This window comes from Flavobacterium ginsengiterrae (assembly GCF_039539785.1).
Taxonomy (GTDB): Bacteria; Bacteroidota; Bacteroidia; order Flavobacteriales; family Flavobacteriaceae; genus Flavobacterium; species Flavobacterium ginsengiterrae.
Genome location: NZ_BAABDU010000006.1, coordinates 338,992 through 360,451, shown reverse-complemented (window position 1 = coordinate 360,451; position 21,460 = coordinate 338,992). Strand labels below are relative to the sequence as shown.

General features: G+C 32.6%; 23 protein-coding genes. 11 read left to right on the top strand and 12 right to left on the bottom strand.

Going from position 1 to position 21,460, the window contains the following annotated elements; all coding sequences use genetic code 11:
• Positions 1 to 21 precede the first annotated feature (21 nt).
• Both ABD859_RS17775 and ABD859_RS17770 read right to left on the bottom strand, forming a co-directional pair.
• Positions 22 to 540 (bottom strand): DUF4251 domain-containing protein, encoded by a 519-nt coding sequence (locus tag ABD859_RS17775; protein ID WP_345145932.1) that lies wholly within the window; start codon positions 538 to 540, stop codon positions 22 to 24.
• A gap of 30 nt (positions 541 to 570) precedes the next feature.
• Complete coding sequence (locus tag ABD859_RS17770; protein WP_345145931.1) at positions 571 to 1,008, bottom strand: META domain-containing protein; 438 nt, start codon at positions 1,006 to 1,008, stop codon at positions 571 to 573.
• 214 nt (positions 1,009 to 1,222) lie between these two features.
• On the opposite strand from ABD859_RS17770, the gene ABD859_RS17765 reads away from it, so the two are divergent.
• Positions 1,223 to 1,750 (top strand): superoxide dismutase family protein, encoded by a 528-nt coding sequence (locus ABD859_RS17765; protein ID WP_345145930.1) that lies wholly within the window; start codon positions 1,223 to 1,225, stop codon positions 1,748 to 1,750.
• Between the two features lie 110 nt (positions 1,751 to 1,860).
• Positions 1,861 to 3,063: an LETM1-related biofilm-associated protein gene (locus ABD859_RS17760; protein WP_345145929.1), complete on the top strand. Its 1,203-nt coding sequence runs from the start codon at positions 1,861 to 1,863 to the stop codon at positions 3,061 to 3,063.
• Positions 3,064 to 3,104: 41 nt separating this feature from the next.
• On the opposite strand, the gene can is transcribed toward ABD859_RS17760, so the two are convergent.
• The 4 genes from can to ABD859_RS17740 all read right to left on the bottom strand — a co-directional run bounded on the left by can (position 3,105) and on the right by ABD859_RS17740 (position 6,489).
• Complete coding sequence (gene can / locus ABD859_RS17755) at positions 3,105 to 3,740, bottom strand: carbonate dehydratase (protein WP_345145928.1); 636 nt, start codon at positions 3,738 to 3,740, stop codon at positions 3,105 to 3,107.
• A 124-nt stretch (positions 3,741 to 3,864) separates the two neighbouring features.
• A complete protein-coding gene (locus ABD859_RS17750; RefSeq protein ID WP_345145927.1) occupies positions 3,865 to 5,514 on the bottom strand; it encodes a SulP family inorganic anion transporter in 1,650 nt (549 codons plus the stop codon).
• Between the two features lie 80 nt (positions 5,515 to 5,594).
• Positions 5,595 to 5,876 (bottom strand): hypothetical protein, encoded by a 282-nt coding sequence (locus ABD859_RS17745; RefSeq protein ID WP_345145926.1) that lies wholly within the window; start codon positions 5,874 to 5,876, stop codon positions 5,595 to 5,597.
• Between the two features lie 133 nt (positions 5,877 to 6,009).
• Positions 6,010 to 6,489, bottom strand: a complete 480-nt coding sequence (locus tag ABD859_RS17740) for a Dps family protein (protein WP_071638947.1) — start codon at positions 6,487 to 6,489, stop codon at positions 6,010 to 6,012.
• A gap of 108 nt (positions 6,490 to 6,597) precedes the next feature.
• Between ABD859_RS17740 and ABD859_RS17735 the strand changes: the two genes are divergently transcribed.
• Positions 6,598 to 7,545: a LysR substrate-binding domain-containing protein gene (locus ABD859_RS17735; protein WP_345145925.1), complete on the top strand. Its 948-nt coding sequence runs from the start codon at positions 6,598 to 6,600 to the stop codon at positions 7,543 to 7,545.
• 28 nt (positions 7,546 to 7,573) lie between these two features.
• Here ABD859_RS17735 and ABD859_RS17730 read toward each other — a convergent pair whose 3' ends face one another.
• Positions 7,574 to 7,771: a hypothetical protein gene (locus tag ABD859_RS17730; RefSeq protein WP_345145924.1), complete on the bottom strand. Its 198-nt coding sequence runs from the start codon at positions 7,769 to 7,771 to the stop codon at positions 7,574 to 7,576.
• A 166-nt stretch (positions 7,772 to 7,937) separates the two neighbouring features.
• Positions 7,938 to 8,603: a tRNA (5-methylaminomethyl-2-thiouridine)(34)-methyltransferase MnmC2 gene (gene mnmC2, locus ABD859_RS17725; protein ID WP_345145923.1), complete on the bottom strand. Its 666-nt coding sequence runs from the start codon at positions 8,601 to 8,603 to the stop codon at positions 7,938 to 7,940.
• A 310-nt stretch (positions 8,604 to 8,913) separates the two neighbouring features.
• Between mnmC2 and ABD859_RS17720 the strand changes: the two genes are divergently transcribed.
• Positions 8,914 to 9,984 (top strand): branched-chain amino acid aminotransferase, encoded by a 1,071-nt coding sequence (locus ABD859_RS17720; protein WP_345145922.1) that lies wholly within the window; start codon positions 8,914 to 8,916, stop codon positions 9,982 to 9,984.
• Positions 9,985 to 10,034: 50 nt separating this feature from the next.
• Here the strand turns inward: ABD859_RS17720 and ABD859_RS17715 are convergent, their stop codons facing one another.
• A complete protein-coding gene (locus ABD859_RS17715) occupies positions 10,035 to 10,397 on the bottom strand; it encodes an Imm8 family immunity protein (RefSeq protein ID WP_345145921.1) in 363 nt (120 codons plus the stop codon).
• Between the two features lie 151 nt (positions 10,398 to 10,548).
• The gene (locus tag ABD859_RS17710; RefSeq protein WP_281232461.1) at positions 10,549 to 10,929 is read right to left on the bottom strand and encodes a nucleoside triphosphate pyrophosphohydrolase family protein; all 381 of its coding nucleotides are present in this window, start codon (positions 10,927 to 10,929) and stop codon (positions 10,549 to 10,551) included.
• A gap of 348 nt (positions 10,930 to 11,277) precedes the next feature.
• On the opposite strand from ABD859_RS17710, the gene ABD859_RS17700 reads away from it, so the two are divergent.
• From ABD859_RS17700 to ABD859_RS17685, 4 genes are all read left to right on the top strand, one after another.
• Positions 11,278 to 12,459, top strand: a complete 1,182-nt coding sequence (locus ABD859_RS17700; RefSeq protein ID WP_345145919.1) for an SRPBCC family protein — start codon at positions 11,278 to 11,280, stop codon at positions 12,457 to 12,459.
• A 76-nt stretch (positions 12,460 to 12,535) separates the two neighbouring features.
• On the top strand, positions 12,536 to 13,078 hold the full coding sequence (locus tag ABD859_RS17695) for an RNA polymerase sigma factor (RefSeq protein ID WP_345145918.1): 543 nt from the start codon (positions 12,536 to 12,538) through the stop codon (positions 13,076 to 13,078).
• A gap of 33 nt (positions 13,079 to 13,111) precedes the next feature.
• Positions 13,112 to 13,525, top strand: a complete 414-nt coding sequence (locus ABD859_RS17690; RefSeq protein WP_345145917.1) for a hypothetical protein — start codon at positions 13,112 to 13,114, stop codon at positions 13,523 to 13,525.
• An 18-nt stretch (positions 13,526 to 13,543) separates the two neighbouring features.
• Complete coding sequence (locus ABD859_RS17685) at positions 13,544 to 14,002, top strand: sensor of ECF-type sigma factor (protein ID WP_345145916.1); 459 nt, start codon at positions 13,544 to 13,546, stop codon at positions 14,000 to 14,002.
• Positions 14,003 to 14,194: 192 nt separating this feature from the next.
• Here ABD859_RS17685 and ABD859_RS17680 read toward each other — a convergent pair whose 3' ends face one another.
• Entirely contained in the window at positions 14,195 to 15,256 is a 1,062-nt protein-coding gene (locus ABD859_RS17680) for a WD40/YVTN/BNR-like repeat-containing protein (RefSeq protein ID WP_345145915.1), read from the bottom strand.
• 239 nt (positions 15,257 to 15,495) lie between these two features.
• Between ABD859_RS17680 and ABD859_RS17675 the strand changes: the two genes are divergently transcribed.
• The 3 genes from ABD859_RS17675 to ABD859_RS17665 all read left to right on the top strand — a co-directional run bounded on the left by ABD859_RS17675 (position 15,496) and on the right by ABD859_RS17665 (position 20,238).
• Positions 15,496 to 16,770, top strand: coding sequence for a hypothetical protein (locus ABD859_RS17675; protein WP_345145914.1), 1,275 nt, complete (start codon positions 15,496 to 15,498; stop codon positions 16,768 to 16,770).
• A 136-nt stretch (positions 16,771 to 16,906) separates the two neighbouring features.
• A complete protein-coding gene (locus tag ABD859_RS17670; RefSeq protein ID WP_345145913.1) occupies positions 16,907 to 18,886 on the top strand; it encodes a KUP/HAK/KT family potassium transporter in 1,980 nt (659 codons plus the stop codon).
• 137 nt (positions 18,887 to 19,023) lie between these two features.
• A complete protein-coding gene (locus ABD859_RS17665) occupies positions 19,024 to 20,238 on the top strand; it encodes an RsmB/NOP family class I SAM-dependent RNA methyltransferase (RefSeq protein WP_345145912.1) in 1,215 nt (404 codons plus the stop codon).
• A 168-nt stretch (positions 20,239 to 20,406) separates the two neighbouring features.
• Here ABD859_RS17665 and ABD859_RS17660 read toward each other — a convergent pair whose 3' ends face one another.
• Entirely contained in the window at positions 20,407 to 21,456 is a 1,050-nt protein-coding gene (locus ABD859_RS17660) for an AMP-binding protein (protein ID WP_345145911.1), read from the bottom strand.
• Positions 21,457 to 21,460: the final 4 nt, after the last annotated feature.

The following is a 21,460-nucleotide window of genomic DNA, read 5'->3' as shown; positions in this document are numbered from 1 at the left end:
TAAAAAATGAGAACTTAAAATTTATTTTTTGCTATCATTCTTTGGAGCACTTACTACCCCATCATAAAAAATTGGAGCACGATTGTTACTATTAACCGAAAGTGAAGTACTGCCATTAAAGAAAAGAGTAAGCATTAAATCATAAACATCATCTTTTCCTTTAACAGATGTTTTGATTGTATAGTTTTTTTTCGTTTTCTCAACTTTTATATTTTCAGGTTTTCCTTCAAATTTAATTCCGCCTTCGCTTCCGTAGCCAATATTATAACCTCTTCCAAAAAAAGGAAGATCAGCTGTAGTATTTTCGGCATTAAACTTTAAAAAATAGGTATTATAATCTAAATTTATAAGCCGTCCGCCTTGAGGTGTAACCTTTTGAGCCTCGAAAACAAAATTTTTAGAATCTATTAAAGCTTCAATTTCTTTTTGCTTCTGTGCTTCACGTTCGGCTTTTAATTCTTTTTTCGTTTTTTCCTGAGCTGAGGCTGAAAAATTCAAAAAGCCGAATAAGGCAATCAAAATGAACAATTTAGTTTTCATCTGTATTCAATTTTATTAAAATCTGAAATTTTATTTTCTTGTAAATCTCATCATGGCAATATCTCCCGAAATAAAATTGCGAGTTTTACCATCATCAGTAATATCGTATGAAGTTATTTTTTGAAGCGTGCCCATATACGTCTGCTCGCCCTGTTGTCCGTCCATACACATCATTTTTGTAACCGCCATGGGCTGCGTAAAATCAATTTTATTTCCGTTAACAAACAATTTTCCCGTATAGGTATTGCAGCTGTTATTGCCAGAAACCTGATTCTCTTTTGTATTAAAAATTATTGTTGGCTTTTTCTTTGGATACAAACCATCGAAAGCAATCCGTGGTCCGGTAATGTAATTGAGTTCCCAACTGCCGTCAAGTTTAGAAACAGTATCACTTTTTATAGTTTTAGAAGCGTTGCAGGAAAGCAATAACAAACCGGCAAAAATTAAAGTAAAAATCTTTTTCATCATAACATTAAGTATTAAATATGAATGAATTAGAGAAGCTTATTTTGAGAAAATATCTACAAAAACCCTTACGAATTTAAGCAATAATTTTGTGTTTTGTGCTTTATCGATCTTAAATTATAAAGTATAGTTTGACTTTTTTTTAACTTTTAGAGTTAAAGTATTCCGTTATTTTATGTTAAATTTACTTAATCTTTAATTTAAAATGCCCGTATTTATGAAAAAACTAATCGTATCTTTCGCTATAATAACAGCTTTAATAGTTGGCTGTAAGACTAATACAAAATCAAACGATGCTAAAACACTAACCGTAGCATTAGAACCAAAAAGCAATAGTAAAGTGGGCGGAACTGCTACTTTTACTGAAAAAAACGGAAAAGTAACTTTTACAGCAAAAATGACTGGTTTAGAGCCGGGAGTTCACGCCATACATATTCATGAAAAAGCAGATTGCAGCGCGCCAGATGCGAGTTCAGCAGGCGGACACTGGAATCCAACCTTCAAAAAACACGGAAAATGGGGCGTTGGTGAATACCACAAAGGTGACATTGGAAACTTTACTGCAGATGCGCAAGGAAACGGATCAATCACTTTAACTACTGACGAATGGTGTATTGGCTGTGAAGATGAAACTAAAAATATTCTTAACAAAGGGTTAATTGTTCATCAGGGTACAGATGACTTTACGACGCAGCCAACAGGAAATGCAGGAGGCAGAGCAGCTTGTGCAGGAATCATTAAATAAGCAAAAAATTACAATAACCACTATTTTTCACAAAAAACTAGTGGTTATTTTATTTTAATATATTCTGTAACAAGAAAAAGATATAGCTTTGCAGCTATAAATTTAATGCAATGATTAACCCATCAGCACACGGCTGGATAGATAAATTTTTTAGTGAACAAAAGTTTTCAGAGGCAATTCCTTTTGAAACTACAGATTCGTTTTACTATAAAGTTAGAGAAACCGGATTTATTTACGGCCATATCATTGCAATCGATTCGCAGATACCTATACCAATAAAAGGCTGGTTTAAGACCGAAATTTCAAAAGTCGCTTTATTAAACACCCTTTATCATGTTTTTTGTTTAGAGAAAAAAAACTCTGAACCCAGAAACTTTATCACCGAAGTTCTAAAATTTTATAAGCAGATGAATCCAGAAGGATTTAATTTGTTTAAAATGTTACTTCCAAAAGATACCCCTTCTCTTTCATTAGAATCTATTATTGATGAAAGAGTGCAGACAAACGACAGCATCATCAGTAAAAACTTTTCGCATTTAGTTACTAATGCACTTTTGTTTATTGATGTTTTAGCTTTTAGACAATATTTGGAACACGGCGAAATCCCTGAAAAATATTTAAAACGTATTGAAGAAACGGTTTTAGGAATCGTAGGTTTGGCTTTAAAAACCAAAACAGTAAAATCGCAGCACGACGATTTATTAATTAAACTTTTTGAAGCTTCTATACGCTATTCTAAATTTTCTAAAGTTACGGTTGAAACTTTAGAAACACTGCATTTAGATTATTTCAAAAACAAACTGGAGCATTATTATTTAATTGACATGGCCGGAATGGCTTTGTGGAGTGACGGCGTTGTCGAAAATGAAGAATCTTATTTCTTATATTCGTTAGGTTCGATGATGAATGTGGGCGATGATTTTGTAACCAAAAGTATAGATACAACTCATACTTTTATTACGACACACAAAAAGAAAATTCCGTACTTTAATTATTCAAATCCGGTTAAACATTTCTACGATCAAATGACACACAGCGTTGTAAAACTGATTGTAAGAAACAAAAACAGATTAATTAAGGAAATTGTTCAAAGTAAGGAATTAATGGTTTTATTAGCCTACTCTACCACAAGAGATCTTGATGCAAAAGAAAAGAAAAAGGTTAAAAAACAGCTTTTAGACATTTGTAAAACAATCCCGTCACTGACCATATTTTTACTTCCGGGCGGCAGTTTACTTCTCCCGATATTAATAAAGTTTATTCCAACAATGCTTCCATCTGCATTTAATGAGAATTTAGACGAAAACGAATAAAAAAAAAACGCCCTTTTAACAAAAGGGCGTTTTTTTATCTATTAAAGATCAAGCTGATAAACCTGATCTAGTTCTTCGTTTGAACTAATGGTTACATTTAAATCCGTTACAAAACCAGAATTCAAACCGTAAACCCATCCGTGAAGCATTAAGTCCTGCCCACTTTTCCAAGCTCCCTGCACGATTGATGTTTTTGCCAAGTTATAAACCTGCTCTTTTGCATTGATTTCTACAAATGCATTAAAACGATCTGTTTCGTCAGTAATTGAATTTAGGTATTTATCGTGTAAACGATATTCATCTTTAATATGACGAAGCCAGTTATCGATAATTCCAACAGACTGATTTCCCATAGCGGCTTTTACACCTCCGCATCCGTAGTGTCCGCATACAATAACATGTTTTACTTTTAAAACATTCACTGCATAATCCAGCACACTTAACATATTCATATCAGAGTGAACTACCATGTTGGCAATATTTCTGTGTACAAATACTTCACCTGGTTTTGCTCCAATAATCTCATTTGCAGGAACACGGCTGTCAGAACATCCAATCCATAATAATGGCGGTGATTGTCCTTTTGCTAAATCTGCAAAATAGTTAGGATCTTTTGCTAGTGAATCTTCTACCCACTTTTTATTGTTTTCAAGTATCTGCTTATAAAACTCTCTCATTTTTTTAGTTTTTTTTTGGTATTATCAATGCTTAAGCATATCAAAAACACTTTTATTTTTTGTAAAGTTATTTAAATTTTGATAGTTCTCAAACCTGATAAATATCTTTATTAATATATTTTGTTTAAAAATTTTCTTTAACTCCTTCTTTTTTCACCAAAGCCCTTTTGGCAACATCATAATAATGCTCAATGGTAACATGGTTATTATTTTCAGGAGTGTTTTCTAATTCATAAGCTTCTTTAAACCCTGTAAGTTTTACTCTGATGTTTTCATCAATAGCACGAGTTTCTTTAAATTCTCGAATTAAATCGAGTACATCATGTGCAATATACTCAGTATCATGCGCATTGATAACAACTTTTGAGTTTTCAGGAATATCGGCAAGTGTCTGCTTAATCGCAGCTTTATTTAAAAATGAAACTTCCTGAGCTAAATCGATATGAATAATATCGCCGTCTTCATATTCTTCTTTTTTGAAATTGTAAGCTCTTTTTAAGTTTCCTCTTAATACAAAGATGATACTAATAATAATTCCTAAAGCAACTCCTTTAAGCAAATCTGTCGCAACGACAAAGACCAAAGTTGCAATAAAAGGGATAAACTGGTATTTTCCCTTTTCCCAGAAATGCATAAAGGTTGCTGGTTTCGCTAATTTATATCCTACTAAGATTAAAACAGTTGCCAAAGTTGCCAATGGTATTTTGTTTAAAATCATAGGAATCGACAAAACGCTTATTAATAAAAGTACACCATGAATAATGGTAGACATTTTTGATTTTGCACCCGCATTATTATTTGCCGATGATCTAACTACTACAGATGTCATTGGAAGTCCGCCTAAAAGTGAACTGATAATATTACCAACACCTTGTGCTCTAAGCTCGACATTAGTATCTGTATAACGTTTTTGAACATCCATTCTATCAGAAGCTTCAATACATAAAAGCGTTTCTATAGAAGCAACAATGGCAATTGTAACTGCTACAACCCAAACCTGCGGATTTGTTACAGCAGCAAAATTTGGGACTATTAGAATAGACTTAAATTCATCAAAAGATTTTGGAACAGGCAAAGAAACCAAATGCTCTTTTGCAATTGCCAAGGAGCTTCCTGTAGATATAAAAAATTCGTTTAATAATACTCCTAAGATTACAGCAACAAGTGCACCCGGAACTAATTTTAATCGCTTTAAAAACGGAACTTTATCCCATGAAATTAAAACTACAAGTGAAATTGCCGAAACTAAAACAGCTCCTAAATGAATGTGATTTAAGACATCAAAAAGAAATGAAAATGAATTGCTTCCATCATTTTGAATAAAAGCCTGATCACCTTCAAAATCAGCATCGTAACCAAAAGCGTGCGGTATTTGTTTTAGAATAATAATAATTCCAATACCCGCCAGCATTCCTTCGATTACGTTAGTTGGAAAATAATTAGATATACTTCCGGCTTTTAAAAATCCTAATGCTAATTGAATTATTCCTGCAATAAATACAGACAATAAAAACACATCAAAAGCGCCAAAATCAGTAATAGCGGTTAATATAATAGCTGTTAATCCAGCTGCAGGTCCAGAAACGCTGATGTGCGACTGGCTTAAATAACCTACCACAATTCCACCAACAACACCTGCAATAATTCCAGAAAATAACGGCGCTCCAGAAGCCATTGCAATACCTAAACACAACGGAAGAGCGACCAAGAAAACCACTAAACCTGAAGCAAAATCAGATTTAAGGTTGGCAAAAAGATTGATTTTTTTTGTCATAATACAATACTAAAAATGAATACATTAAAGATTGGCTGCATTTATTTCAAATACAGTTTCTTTTCAAATAATCGGAAGTATTATACTAAATTGGGAGGTGGAGCAAATATGCTCGGAGAAATATTATCTAATTTTACGATGTTTTCAGAAACTATCGTTTTCTTTTCAATATAAACAGGAATAAGTACTTCATGTTCTAAAATTACAGGATGTACTATATTTTTAAGTTCTTTATGAACTTCTTCTTCGGCAATACTAAAAGACACGCACGTATTATTTCCTTTCTTTATCGCCTGAACAATTGTTGGGGTCGATAAGAAGGCAATAAATATGAATAATAATATGCGTGCAAGTATTTTCATCGAAACAAAAATAACGTTAAACAAATAAAATCAAAGCCTTAAGCCAAAATTTTTATACAATTTTAACAAAAATAAAAAAGCAGAATGATGTAATTCAACCATTCTGCTTTTTAACACATTAACAAACAACTTATTACAAAGTCTCATCTAACCAGGCATTCATCATCCAAATGGTTTTTTCCTGCTCTGCAATAAAGTCACTCATCATAGAATTTGTACCTTCATCGTTAATTTCATCAGATTTATTTAAAATTTCTCTTTCAATTTTTAATAAATCAGATAATGAATTTACAATCAGCTGAACTGCTTTTTCGTCGTTTGAAATATTTTTTCCAACCGTTAATTTGTTATTTTTGATATAATCTTCAAAAGTATGCAGTGGAGTTCCTCCTATTGTCAAAACTCTTTCGGCAATCATATCTATTTTTAGTTGTGAATCTGTATATAATTCTTCAAATTTAACGTGAAGATCAAAGAAACGTTTTCCACGAATATTCCAATGAATTCCTCTTAAATTCTGATAGTAAACCTGGAAATTAGACAATAATACATTTAATTCTTTTACTAACAATTCTGACTCTTTTACAGGTAATCCTAAAATATTTGTTTTCATAATCGATATTTTTTACACTAATTTACTACAAATTTAAAGTAACTTTCAAAAAATTTATATAATTAAAAATTATATTTTCTTATTTTTGCATCAAAATTTACTATCAAAATGACGATAACTCAATTACAATATGTGTTAGCAGTTGCAGAACACAAAAACTTTACTCTTGCTGCAGAAAAATGTTTTGTAACCCAGCCAACATTGAGCATGCAGATTCAGAAAATTGAAGAAGAATTAAATATTTTAATTTTTGACCGAAGCAAAAAACCAATCCAATTAACAGATATTGGACAAAAGATTGTAAATCAGGCTAAAAATATTGTAAACGAAGCAGATCGTATTAAAGATATCGTAGAGCAGCAAAAAGGTTTTATTGGCGGTGAATTTCGTTTAGGAATTATTCCTACCATTATGCCAACGCTTTTACCTATGTTTTTAAATAATTTCATTAAAAAGTATCCAAAAGTTAAGTTGTTAATTGAAGAGCTTAATACAGATGAAATTATTGTAAAATTAAAAAACGGACATCTGGATGCTGCGATTGCCGCAACGCCTCTTGAAGACGAAAAAATAAAAGAAATTGTTTTATACTTTGAGCCTTTTGTAGCTTACATTCCGGAACATCATCACAGTTTTCAAAAAGAAGAGATTGAAGTCGCAGATTTAAATATTAATGAAATTCTGCTTTTGCAAGACGGACATTGCTTTAGAGACGGAATTTTAAACTTATGCAAAAATGGTACAGATGTCGACCAAAATAATTTTCAGATTCAAAGCGGTAGTTTTGAAACCTTAATAAAATTAGCCGATGAAGGTTTGGGCACAACGTTACTTCCGTACTTGCACACCTTAGACTTAAAAGAATCCGATAAACTGAAACTTCGAAACTTTAAGGAACCAAAACCTGCCCGTGAGGTAAGTTTGATTTATCCAAAAAGCGAATTAAAAATGCAGATTATTGATGCCATTCGATCTACAATTGCCGGCGTCGTAAAAGGCGCAATTGTTTTTCAGAATGTTCAAATCATCAGCCCGCTGCAAAAAAAGCAATCATAAAAAAAGGAGTCAAATTGACTCCTTTTTTTTATCCTTTAATTAGTAGTAGACTTTGTTTTAATTCTGGTTTTTCGATTACAAAACTTAACAGCCACTCTTGTAATTGTTCCATTTCGTAAGGTAACAGGGTTTTGATAGCTTTTTCTAACTCTTTGCAGAAAAGTACCGGATCGAAACTAACTCTCTCAAGTATTGATTTCGTGTAATCAAACATCATTTTTGACATAATAAAATAAGATTTTTGGGGGTTATCTATATTTTTAAACTCGCAACAAATGTAAACAAATAACATTCACAGCTATCATTTTTAACTTATTTTTTTAAAAATTTTAGCAGCGAATACGTTTTCTTACTGCGTATAAATCAATATAGAACTATTCTAAATAACTCATTTAAACCTTTTTAAAGGCTCTAAACATTTCTCGTTTTCCAGGAGGGCCAGCTAACTTTTCGACCGTAAATCCAACTTCAATCATGCTTCTTTTAACAACTCCGCGGGCTGCATAAGTAACCAAGACGCCATTAGGTTTTAAACTATTGTACATTTTTTGAAAAATTTCTGTACTCCAAAGCTCCGGCTGGACCCTATATCCGAAGGCATCAAAGTAAATCAAATCAAAAATTTCAAAATCGTCTATTTCGTCAAAAAATTGTTTCCTTTTGGTTAACGAGAAACGGCTGCTAATTTCGCATTTCTCATCCCATTCACATTTATGCATTTTTTCAAAAATCTTATCAAATTCCAATGCGTCCAGCTCAGCAACGTAATTCATGGCTAAAACTTCCTCTGCATTAACCGGATAAGCTTCTACTCCAACATAATCAATTTTTTGGTTTTTCGTTTCAGATTCTAAAAAAGTAATAAAAGCATTCAAACCCGTACCAAAACCTATTTCAAGAATCGACACCGCATTATTTTCAAAAAGCGATAAACCATTCATTATAAATACATGTTTTGCTTCCTGAATTGCGCCGTGTTTGGAGTGATAACTCTCATTCCATTCTTCCAAATGAATTGTGGTTGAACCATCTAGCGTTTTAATTATTTCTCTTTTCACAATTTCGAATTTTATAATGAAGTTTTATTGATTTTGAGTTCTTTTTCTTAGTCAAATTTAATCAAAACAAATGCGTAAAGCCTTAAAAAACGATCCTTTTTTCATAAATTCTTTATAAAACTTCGCTAAAATTTTAGGTTTATTATAAGATAAATAAATCTCAGTCAAATGCAGGAATTAATGCAGTTTTACCAAGTAAATTATATATTTTTCCGTAATTTTGCATTCAGTAAAACCTATTCTTCATCAGATCATTACATTAGATTTTCATGTAGTAAGAATACAAATTAGATAAAAACTTTACATAATTATGAGTACAACTCAAACAAGCAAAATTGAAATCAGAAAAGCTGAATCGTCTAAGATAAGCTCTGTAGACTTTGAAAACTTAAGCTTTGGTGCTGTATTTACAGACCATTTATTTGAATGTGATTACAAAAACGGACAATGGCAGACTCCGGTCATTAAGCCTTATGCTCCAATTTTAATGGATCCATCTTCTAAAGTCTTTCATTACGGGCAGGCAATTTTTGAAGGAATGAAAGCTTACAAAGATGAAAATAATGATGTTTGGTTGTTTAGACCTGATGAAAACTACAAACGTTTCAACAATTCTGCTGTGCGTATGGCAATGCCGGAAGTTCCTGAAGATATTTTCATGGAAGGTTTAAATGAATTATTAAAAATCGACCAGGAATGGATTCAAAGAGGAAACGGTGCAAGTATGTACATTCGTCCTTTTATGATTGCTACAGGTCCCGGAGTTATCGCAAATCCATCTGACGAATATAAATTTATGATTTTACTTTCTCCTGCAAAAGCATATTACGGAGGTGAAGTAAAAGTAATCATTGCTGAACACTACAGCCGTGCTGCAAACGGAGGAATTGGTGCTGCTAAAGCTGCAGGAAACTATGCTGCGCAGTTTTACCCAACTAATCTTGCTAACAAAGATGGTTTCCAGCAGGTTATCTGGACAGATGATGCAACGCATACAAAACTGGAAGAAGCAGGAACAATGAACGTTTTCTTTAGAATTAACGATACATTATTGACTGCACCAACAAGCGAAAGAATTTTAGATGGTGTTACCAGAAAAAGTTTAATTGCAATGGCAGAAAAAGAAGGATTGAATGTTGAAGTTCGCCCAGTAATTGTTTCTGAATTAGTTGAAGCTGCTAAAAACGGATCATTAAAAGAAATTTTTGGAGCAGGAACTGCAGCTGTTATCAGCGTTATTAAAGGTTTCTCATACAAAGATGAATATTTTGAATTAACTCCTCTTGAAGATTCATACGCTTCATTCTTAAAAGAAAAACTAACAAGTCTTCAAAATAAACTTTCTGAAGATACTTACGGATGGACTGTTAAAGTGCAATAATCCAAAACCTCAATAAAAACAAAACCCGATAGATTTTCATTTATCGGGTTTTATTTTTCTTTATAATTATCATATTCCCAATCAAAATATTTCCTAAGTTTCTCTACACACAAAGGCCAGCTGTCATCTTCGCACGAAGTAATTATTTTTTCAAGCGAATACCAAATCTCATCAAAATTATATTTCTCAACCAATAACAATGATCTTTTTGTTACAAATCCTGTTTCTGCAAGTAACAATTTAAGCCCATCAGGTGTCGCCAAGTTAATTGTAAAACAATCACTGCCTTTTTTATTCTTCACACCAATCTCTAAATTAATCAGCTTTGAAATAACATTTTCATTTTCCGGCTGCCATTTACGCAAATTTACCGAGCCATCTACACAAGCTGAATAAAGTTCTAATTTTATCATATTCAATTTCAAAACGTTTAACTGTAAAAAAAGGGATTAAACTTACAAATAAAAACTTTTTAAAAAAATATCATTTTATAAATTGAAACAAAAAAACTTATGACACAAACCCGACAGGTTTTAAAAACCTGTCGGGTTTAACTATCAAATTTTATAGTAACTTCGAAAAATCAGGTTTAAAATAATTTGGGCCTTTCATTACTTTACCGTCTTCACGATAAATTGGCTGTCCGTCCTCGCCTAGTTTACTCATGTTGCTGCGCTGGATTTCATCAAAAACAGCTTCGATTTTGTCCTGTAAACCATGCTCAATAATAGTCCCGCATAAAATATACATCATATCACCAAGAGCGTCAGCAATTTCAACTAAATCGTTATTCTGAACCGCTTCCAGATATTCTTCATTTTCTTCTTTCATTAAATTATAACGAAGCAGTTTTTTAGTTTCGCCCAAATCAGCAATTGGGGACTGGCTATGACCTATTTTAAAAGCAGTATGAAATTCAGTAACCGCATCAAGTTGTTTTTTCATGTTTTTATTCTATTAAATGAGACCGCAAATTAGCAGCAAATCGTATACAATTCTCTAAATTTGCCGAAAATAATTTTTAAGTATGTTTAGCAAAGGACAAATAATATTCGGGATCTGTTTTTTTATTGCATTTGTAATCGTAATGATTTTCGCTTATCGCAAAGATCTTAAACTTCATAAAGTTTTTTACAAAGGAAATTATAAGGTACTTCTTGTATTTTTGCTTTTTATAGCACTCCTTTTTGTAATCAAAATCTTTTTAAAGAGATAATACAATCATTTTTTTTATTTTTAGTTATTAGTTTAGACTCGCAATAAAATTTATAACTTTACGCAAAACCTGCACCAATGAAGATTCTAAAATATTTATTCCTTTTACTATTATTAAGTTTAATTGCTCTTACCGTTTTTGTTGCAACCCAAAAAGGGATTTTTTCTGTTGAAAGAAGTAAAGTAATCAATTCGCCAAAAGCAGCGGTATATAATTATGTAAATGATTTTAGAAACTACGAAGATTTTGAATCGTGGGCAGTTGAAGATCCATCGTTAAAATTTACTTTTCCAAGTAAAACTTCCGGCAGCGGAGGTTCATTTTACTGGTCTGGCGATGAAGGAACCGGAAATGCCGTTACTTTAAAAACAAAAGAAGGAGAAAGCATTGAGCAAAAAATAAAATATGACGGCACAGAAGCTGATGTAAACTGGACTTTTAAAGACACTTTGGGCGGAAAAACGAAAGTTACCTGGAAAGCAAAAGGAACTATGAGTTTTCTATTTAAAGTTTATGCCGCTCTAAACGGAGGTTCTGATAAAGTTATTGGAACTATTTACGAAAAAAGCCTTGCTAATATTGACAAAAATTTAGATTACGAAACTAAAACTTATGCAGTACAGGTAAATGGTGTTGTAAAGAAAAATGAAACACCTTACATCAAGCAGACTTTTACAAGTGAAATTCCAAAAATTAATAAAAATGCCAGAATCGTTATTCCAAAACTTATTCAGTTTAGCGAAGCAAATGGTTTAAGTTCAAGCGGAAAACCTTTTATTATTTACCATACTTACGATACGGCAAAAGGATTAGCTAAAATTTCTATTTGTTTACCTATAAACAAAGAAATCTCTATAAGTTCAGGAAGCGATATTTTATCTGGAAAATTAAATGCATTTGATGCCGTAAAAACAACTTTAAAAGGTGATTATTCGCATACTAATGAAGCAATTGCAAAAACAACGGCTTATATCAATAACGAAAAAATAATCCCAGAATTAAACTGGTCGCATTTAGAAGTTTTAGAAGTAAGCAAATTAGATGTAAAAAGTCCGTCTAAATTAGTTACCGAAATTTACTTCCCAATTAAGCCAAAGGTTGTACCTGTTTCTGCCCCTGTTACTACTCCTGATTATTCATCAGAAACCGAAACAGCTCCTGCAAAACCAGCAGTACAAAAACCGGTTACACCAAAACCTACAACACCTACACCTACTACTCCTGCTCCAAAACAGGAAGAAGAACAGTCTGAATTTTAATTTTTTTTGAAGGTTGATTAAACCTTTTATATAAATTTCATTCTAACTGATTATAAAGTTTGATAAATCAAGAAGTTTGATCGACGAGAAGGAATTTATACAACAATTATTAGATCCTAAAACGCAAAATACAGCGTTTCAAAAACTTATATCTGATTATCAGAAACCGTTGTATTCTCATATTCGAAACATTGTTTTGAATCATGATGACGCCGACGATGTTTTGCAGAATACTTTCGTAAAGGTATTTCAGTACTTGAAAAATTTTAAAGGAGAAAGCAAACTCTTTTCTTGGATGTACAGAATTGCAACAAATGAAGCTTTGACTTTTTTAAATCAGAAAGCAAAATTAAAAGGCATAACTTCAGTAGACTTACAAAATAAAACAATCGAAAATTTAAAATCTGATGTTTATTTTGATGGTGACGAAATTCAAATCAAACTTCAAAAAGCAATTATTACACTGCCGGAAAAACAGCAGCTGGTTTTTAAAATGAAATATTTTGAAGAACTAAAATATGAAGAAATCGCAGATATTCTGGGAACCTCGGTTGGAGCATTAAAAGCATCCTATCATCATGCGGTAAAAAAAATCGAGTTATATGTTACATCAAATTAAACCTTTTATAGCAAATCTTATCTTATAGACATTATGAAAGAATTTAAATTAGAAAACGAACCGAAAATAAAAACAGGCTTTAAAACCCCTGATCATTATTATGATAATTTTTCGGCAAAAGTTTTAGAACAGATAAATGAAAGAGAAGTAAACGTAATTCCTCTTTATAAACGAAAAAAAGTGGTTTCGATCGCAGCCGCGGCCGCAATTTTTATTGCCTTTTTAATTCCAACGGCAAATCATTATTACAAGGCATCGAAAGAGCTCGACGAATCTACTTTAGAAACCTATCTGGCATATCAGTCAAATTTAAATCAATATGATTTAATTAAAGAATTAGATACAAAAGACATCGACAAACTAAATAAAAATGTTGCTTTAGAAGAAGAAGATCTGGAAGATATCCTGGCAACAAATCCAAATATTGAAAATTTAATTTCAGAATAAAAACAAAACTATATAAATATGAAAATCAAAAATATATTAACGGTAATTCTGTTTTTAGCAACTCTATCCTTTTATGCTCAAAATGATAAAATTGATGAAAAGCGTGAAAAAGTTAAGGCATTTAAAGTTTCATTTTTGACTACAGAACTTGAACTTACTTCGACAGAAGCAGAAAAATTCTGGCCTATTTACAATGCATACGACGATAAACAATTTGAATTGCGTCATGACAAAATGAAAACCTATCTGCGTAAACTTGATGATGATAATCTGAATTCTATTTCAGAAAAAGAAGCCGCAGTATTATTATCTCAAATTGAAAGCACAGATAAAGAATTGTATCTTTTAAGAGAGAAATTCATGTCAAACGTTAAGAAAGTACTTCCGGCCAAAAAGATATTAAAGCTTAAAAAATCCGAAGATGATTTTAACCGAAAATTGTTAAAACAATATCGTGATAAAGCAGGCAAAAACTAATTGCCATTACAATACAACAGCGATAAGAACCCTATATAATAATACTTACTTTATTATTTAGGGTTCTTATTTTTTTATTAATACCAATAAATAATTAAGATTTAACCGCAAAGAGCGCAAAGAAAAAACGCAAAGTCCGCAAAGCTTAGTTAAACTTTGCGGACTTTGCGGTTAATCTATCGAGAGTAATTTTTATTTAAAATTAAGACGGACCATTTTATTATATCCGGCCGCAATTGCCGTATTTCTGTTTACAAAACGAATTGTAAAAAACTTTGAATCTGTAGAAAGCTGTGTCCAGTTTTCGCCTCCATTTTGAGAATATTGTATTCCTTCAGAACCTACGCAGATAATTTCTTTTCCATTTCCTCCCGGAACATACTGCACACATGAAGCATAACCAAAGCCCATTTCCTGCCCTATTAATTCCCAGGTTTTTCCTCCGTCTTTAGTAAACGCTTTATTGTTTATCTTTTTATCAGGATAATCATAATCGCCTCCGGCAATAAAACCTTGTTTAGAGTCGTAAAAATCTGCTGTAAAAATACCTGTCATTTGTTTTCCCTGAACAATTGGAGTCTCAACTACTTTCCATGTTTTTGCTTTATCAGGGGAATAAAAAACACGTGCTTTTTTTCCGCCTGAAACCAGCCAGGTATCATTTCCTTTAATTACTATATTGGTATTACTCGCTGCAAAAGCGGCTTCTCCGCTTGCATTTGTAGGCAGTTTATCTGATAATAATTTCGTCCAAGTTTCGCCGCCATCGCGGGTTACAATTATCGAAAAAGTATCTTCGGTTGGATCGCCTATAGCAATTCCTTCTTTATCATTCCAAAACTGCATGCTGTCGTAAAAAACTTTCGGATTCACTTCTTTATAAACCAGTTTAACTTTGTGGTCCTTTTTTGAAACAGAATACAATAAAGCCGGATTAGCAACACTCAGCAAAAAAACATCTTTAGAAGTCTGAGCAATGCTTCTAAATTCTAATTTAAGCGTATCGCGATAAATGTGTTCTTCAAACTTTTCTTTTTTATCTAAATCATAAAAACCAAAACGAGAATTATCACCGCCGTACCAAATTTTATTTTTATCTACAACAATAGCTCTAATACTGATTCTATCTTTAAATAAAGTATCAATTGTCATAGAGGTAAATCCGCCATAAAATGTTTTTTTACTGTTGTAATTAAATGAAGTAAAAGACATTAAGAAAACAAAGACACTACAAAATAAAATCAGTTTTTTCATATAAATTAAAATTTGTTTCCTGCTAAAATACGATTATTTATAACATCTCAAATAGGTTTCGTTTTTTTTCAGAAAATAATAATTGTCACCTGTTCTTTGTTCAATTAAACTTAAGTACAAATTCAACAAAACAACAACCCGCTGAAAACATGATAATTAACTTCAATAAAGCTCACATATAAATTTATGGCACAGTAATTGGATATCTTCAAATACAAATAATTTAATATGATTTTATCATGAAAACGAAATTACTTTTAATAGCCTTTACAGCATTAGTTTTTGGTTCTTGTGCCGCACAAAATCAAACTACGGTGTATGCAAAAAATTCAGATATAAGCGATAATTTAGATTTAAGAGCCGTTGCTTCTATGTTTGGTGAATCTGCAAATCTTCAGGATTTTGAAAGAAGATTAAATGATCCTAAATATCAAATTTCTAACCTTGACTTAAATGGAGATAATGAAGTTGATTATTTACGTGTTATTGAGTCTGTAGAAGACAGAACTCACGTTGTAATTATACAAGCAGTTTTAGACCGTGATGTTTATCAGGATGTAGCTACAATTGATGTAGAAAGAGATAACTACAACAAAGTAAGCGTTCAGGTTGTAGGTAACACTTATTTGTATGGTGATAACTATATTTATGAGCCTGTTTATAATGTTGTTCCGGTAATTTATACTTCATTTTGGGTTACCAATTACAGACCTTACTATTCTACATGGTATTGGGGTTATTACCCAACATATTACACTGCATGGAGACCTTACCCTGTATACAGATACAGAAACAACATCAATGTGTGTATTAACGTTCATAACAGCTACAACTATGTAAACACAAGAAGAAGTTACAGAGCTCCTGTTATCTACGAAACAAGACGTTCTTATGGTTATGAAAGAATGAGACCAAACTACAGTTTTTCTCAAAGACATGCTAACGTAAGCAACAGATATGATTTAGACCAAAGAAGAACAGCAAGCAGAGATTATAACAGATCTCAAAATACATACAATACTAACAGATCGAATTCAGGAAGAGGTTCTTCTACAGAAAACAGAAATTATGCTGAAAACAGATCAAATACTAATAGAAGTTACAATACAAACCGTGTAACTAACAGAGAAAATTCGGCTGCAGTAAGCACGCCAAGAACTGAAAATACTCCAAGAACAGATTATGGAAGAAATAATTCTTCTGCTGCAACTGCCCCAAGAGGAAATTCAGAAAACAGAAATTATACTAACAGAACATCTTCACAGACAAGTGAGCCGTCAAGAAGCTATTCTGAAAACAGAGTAAACACGAATAGACCTGCATCTGCACCTCAAAGAATGGAATCTTCAAGAAGCAATTCTGAAAACAGAGGAAACTCAGAAAACAGATCATATTCACCAAGATCTCAAAATACACAGCGTTCTGAATCTCCTCGTGCAACCCAGGAGTCAAGAAGCAGCCAGCCGCAAAGAGAGAGCGGTTCAAATTCTAGAGGAGGCGGGAGAAGAGGATAACTAAGTATATTTCAATTTTTACTTAAAATTAAAAGCACAATTTGGGGATTGTGCTTTTTTTTATCTTTTTAATTATTATTGCTGCTAATTTGTTTTAAAACAGTAAATTTGCAACCGTCTTTTATTAAAAATATACATGAGCGCATCGCATAAAAACTTACATAGTAAGTTGTCTATTGGGGGTTTATTGATAACATTAGGGATAATTTACGGAGACATTGGTACTTCTCCGTTATATGTAATGAAAGCCATACTTGGCGACCATACGATTAATGCAGATATTGTTTTAGGAGGTATTTCATGTGTGTTTTGGACTTTAACATTACAAACTACAATAAAATATGTTCTTATCACCTTAAGCGCTGATAATCATGGCGAAGGTGGTATTTTTGCTTTATACGCTTTAGTTAAAAAAACTAAAATTCAATGGCTCATTGTGCCCGCCATTATTGGGGGAAGTGCACTGCTTGCAGACGGTATTATTACACCGCCTATCTCAATTTCATCTGCTGTCGAGGGAATCAGGGCATTTTACCCAACAATGAAAACGCAAACCATTATTGGTATCGTTATTACTATTCTTTTTGTTCTTTTTACGATACAGCAATTTGGAACCAAACTTGTTGGAAAGTTTTTCGCACCAATGATGCTCATTTGGTTCGCTATGCTGGGAACTTTAGGTTTTATACAAATTTTACACTTTCCTGAAGTTGTCAAAGCGATAAATCCTTACTACGCTTACCATTTGCTTTCTGTACATCCCGATGGTTTCTTTGTACTTGGTTTTGTATTTTTATGTACAACCGGAGCCGAGGCTTTGTATTCTGACATGGGACACTGCGGTAGAAAAAACATAAGAATCAGCTGGATGTTTGTAAAGACTACTTTGGTATTAAACTACTTTGGTCAGGCTGCCTATTTAATTCACCACGAAGGAAGCACATTACAACAATTGGGTGGAGAAAACGGAAACCCATTTTATTTAATCATGCCGCATTGGTTTTTACCTTTTGGAATTATAGTCGCAACTTTAGCCGCAGTTATTGCCTCTCAGGCGCTTATCAGCGGATCATTTACTTTGATCAACGAAGCAATGCGTTTAAATTTCTGGCCTAAAGTAAAAATTAAATATCCTACAGAAGTTAAAGGACAATTATACATTCCTTCTATCAACTGGCTTTTATTTTTTGGTTGTGTGGGCATTGTACTGCACTTCGAAAAATCAGGAAATATGGAGCACGCTTATGGTTTGGCAATCATTTTATGTATGATTATGACAACCATATTGCTGAATTATTACTTAATCATGAAGCGTGTAAAACTGTATTTTATGGTACCGCTTATTACGATATATTTACTAATCGAATTTAGTTTTCTTATAGCGAACATTACAAAATTTGCAGAAGGTGGTTACGTTACATTAATCATTGCAAGTATGTTGATTTCTGTAATGACAATCTGGTACCTGGCTAAGAAAATCAACAAAAACTACACGAAAGTGGTTAAAATTGACGATTACAAGCAGGTTTTAGTAGAATTAAGCCAAGATTTATCTATTCCGAAATACGCGACGCATTTAGTATATATGACCAATGCAAATCGTGTTGATGAACTTGAGGAAAAAGTAATTTATTCAATTTTACAAAAACGTCCAAAAAGAGCCGATATTTATTGGTTTGTACACGTAAACATTCTTACAGAACCTTATAAAACACAATATAAAGTTACTGAAATCGCTAAAGATGATATTTACAGAATCGATTTTAACTTAGGATTTAGAGAGCCTACAAAAATCAATTTAATGTTTAGAGAAGTTATCCGCGATATGGTAAAACGAGGCGAAGTAGATATAACCAGCCGTTACGAATCATTAAACAAAAACAATATTATTGGAGACTTTAAATTTGTATTGTCTGAGAAATTTCTATCAAACGACAACGATTTAAGATGGCACGAAAATATTATCATGAATTCATATTTCTTTATTAAAAAACTGAGTTTGTCTGAAGAAAGAGCTTTTGGTCTGGACAGCAGTTCGGTTAAAGTAGAGAAATTTCCAATGGTGCTTCATGCTCCGGAAAATATTGGATTAACCCGTATTGTTCCTAAAGAATAAAAAGTTAAAAATTTCAAAATAAAAAAACACTCTAAAAAAGGGTGTTTTTTATTTTTAATGAAAGTCAAAATAAGAATCAGTATTAAAAATTTAACTTTCAATCAATTAATAGTACCTTTGCACTTCAAATTAATAAAATGAGATTACACAGAAATTTAGTTTATACTACCATCGACTCTTTGAATGCTATTTTCAATGAAGGAGAATATGCAGACAAAGTGGTAGCAAGAGCATTAAAAAAAGACAAACGTTGGGGAAGTTCTGACAGGAAGTTTGTTGCTGAAACGATATATGAAATTGTTCGCTGGAAACGTTTATATGCAGAAATTGCTGAAGTAAAAGAACCTTACGACAGAGATAATTTATGGAGAATGTTTGCCGTATGGGCAGTTTTAAGAGGATATCCTATTCCAGACTGGAGACAATTGGAAGGAACTCCTGAAAGAAAAATCAAAGGACGTTTTGATGAACTTTCAAAAATAAGAGCCGTAAAAGAATCTATTCCGGACTGGATGGATGCATTAGGATCAAAAGAACTAGGCGAAAAAGTATGGGCAAAAGAAATTGCAGCTCAAAACCAGCCTGCCAAAGTTATTTTAAGAACCAATACGCTTAAAGGAACTAAAGAAAGCCTGAGAAACACTTTAATGGATTTAAATATTGAAACAGAATATTTAAAAGATCAGCCTGAGGCATTGGTTTTAAAAGAAAGAGCCAACGTATTTTTAACAGATGCTTTTAAACAAGGTTTGTTTGAAGTACAGGATGCTAATTCACAATTAGTTGCCGGTTTTCTTGATGTTAAACCAGGAATGCGGGTGGTAGATACCTGTGCGGGTGCCGGCGGAAAAACACTGCATATTGCTTCTTTAATGGAAAATAAAGGGCAGTTAATTGCAATGGATTTATACGAAAGCAAACTGAAACAATTAAAATTAAGAGCAAAAAGAAATGGTGCTTTTAATATTGAATACCGCATTATTGACAGCACAAAAGTGATCAAAAAATTACACGAAAAAGCTGATCGTGTTTTAATTGACGCGCCTTGCAGCGGATTAGGTGTTTTAAAAAGAAACCCGGATTCTAAATGGAAATTACAGCCGGAATTTATCGATAACATTCGTAAAGTTCAAAGCGAAGTTTTAGAAAGCTATTCTAAAATTGTAAAACCAGGCGGAAAATTAGTTTATGCAACTTGTTCTGTACTTCCTTCTGAAAATCAGGAGCAGGTGCAAAAATTCCTGAAAACCGAAATCGGACAGCAGTTTACTCTTGTAGAAGACCGTAAATTATTGGCTTCAGAATCTGGCTTTGACGGATTTTACATGGCATTAATGGAACGTAAAAAATAAATATATTCCCAATATTTAAAATCCCAAATCCCAATCTGAGTTATTGGAATTTGGGATTTTTACTTTTAGAATTTAATATTTATCAACGTTTATTTCCTAACGGAGTTTTTAAATATTTCCTAGAGATTAAAGATTAATAAAAATACGTTGAAACTTGTCCCGTAAGGACTATACCGCTTTAAAGCTTGATTTACGCAGTAACTTACCGTTTTCATTTTCTTTAAACTTCGGCACAAAAACTATTTCTTTTGGTTTTTCAAACTTTCCTAAAACATCAAAAAAATCAGCCGAAAAATCATATTTCTCGCCTTCAATTACCAAAATCAATTTTTCTCCTAAAGCGGTATCAGGAACTCCCGTTACAAAAAATCGGTTAGCAATTTTTCCCGTTAGTTTTGCCTCAATCTGCTCAGGAATTAATTTTACGCCGCCACTGTTTATTACATTATCGATTCTTCCCAAAAACACGAATTGATTTTCATTTACTAAATCAACCAAATCATTTGTTACAATTGGCTCATCAGAAATCGAAGCCACATAAATAACCAAACAACCTCGATCGTCTTTTTCGATCTTAACATTCGGCAGAATTGAAAAAGCGGTTTCCCCTACTCTTTTTGCTGCAATATGCGTTATGGTTTCGGTCATTCCGTACGTTTCGTAAATTTCAGTTTTCTGTATTGGCAGTAATTTTTCTTCAAGAGCACTGTCTATTTTTGCACCGCCAATAATCAGTTTTTTAATATTTCCGAGCTTTTCAATTGAGTTTTGAACCTGCAAAGGCACCATTGCCGCAAAATCATATTGTTTGTTATTGTATGCCAAAGGTTCTGTACTTGGTAAAACAACATCCAATTCTAATCCTAAAATTAAACTGCGCACAAGCATCATTTTTCCGGCAATAAATTGTGTTGGCAGACATAACAAAGCTTTATTTCCCGGCTCTAAACTAAAGAAATCTCCAGTTGCCAAAGCAGACTGAATCATGGCTTGCTTTTCTAACCGAACCAGTTTAGGAAGTCCTGTAGTTCCAGAAGTTGTCATTTCGATATAATCTTTATTATCGAACCAATCCAGAAAAAATTCACCAATCGAACGCTCGTACGGATCGCCTTCTTTTATAAAACTATAGCCTATTCGGCACAAATCTGCGGCGTTTAAATGGTAGCCGTCCAGCTTAAAATAATTATGTACGTTTCTATGAGTTAAGTTTGGCATGATA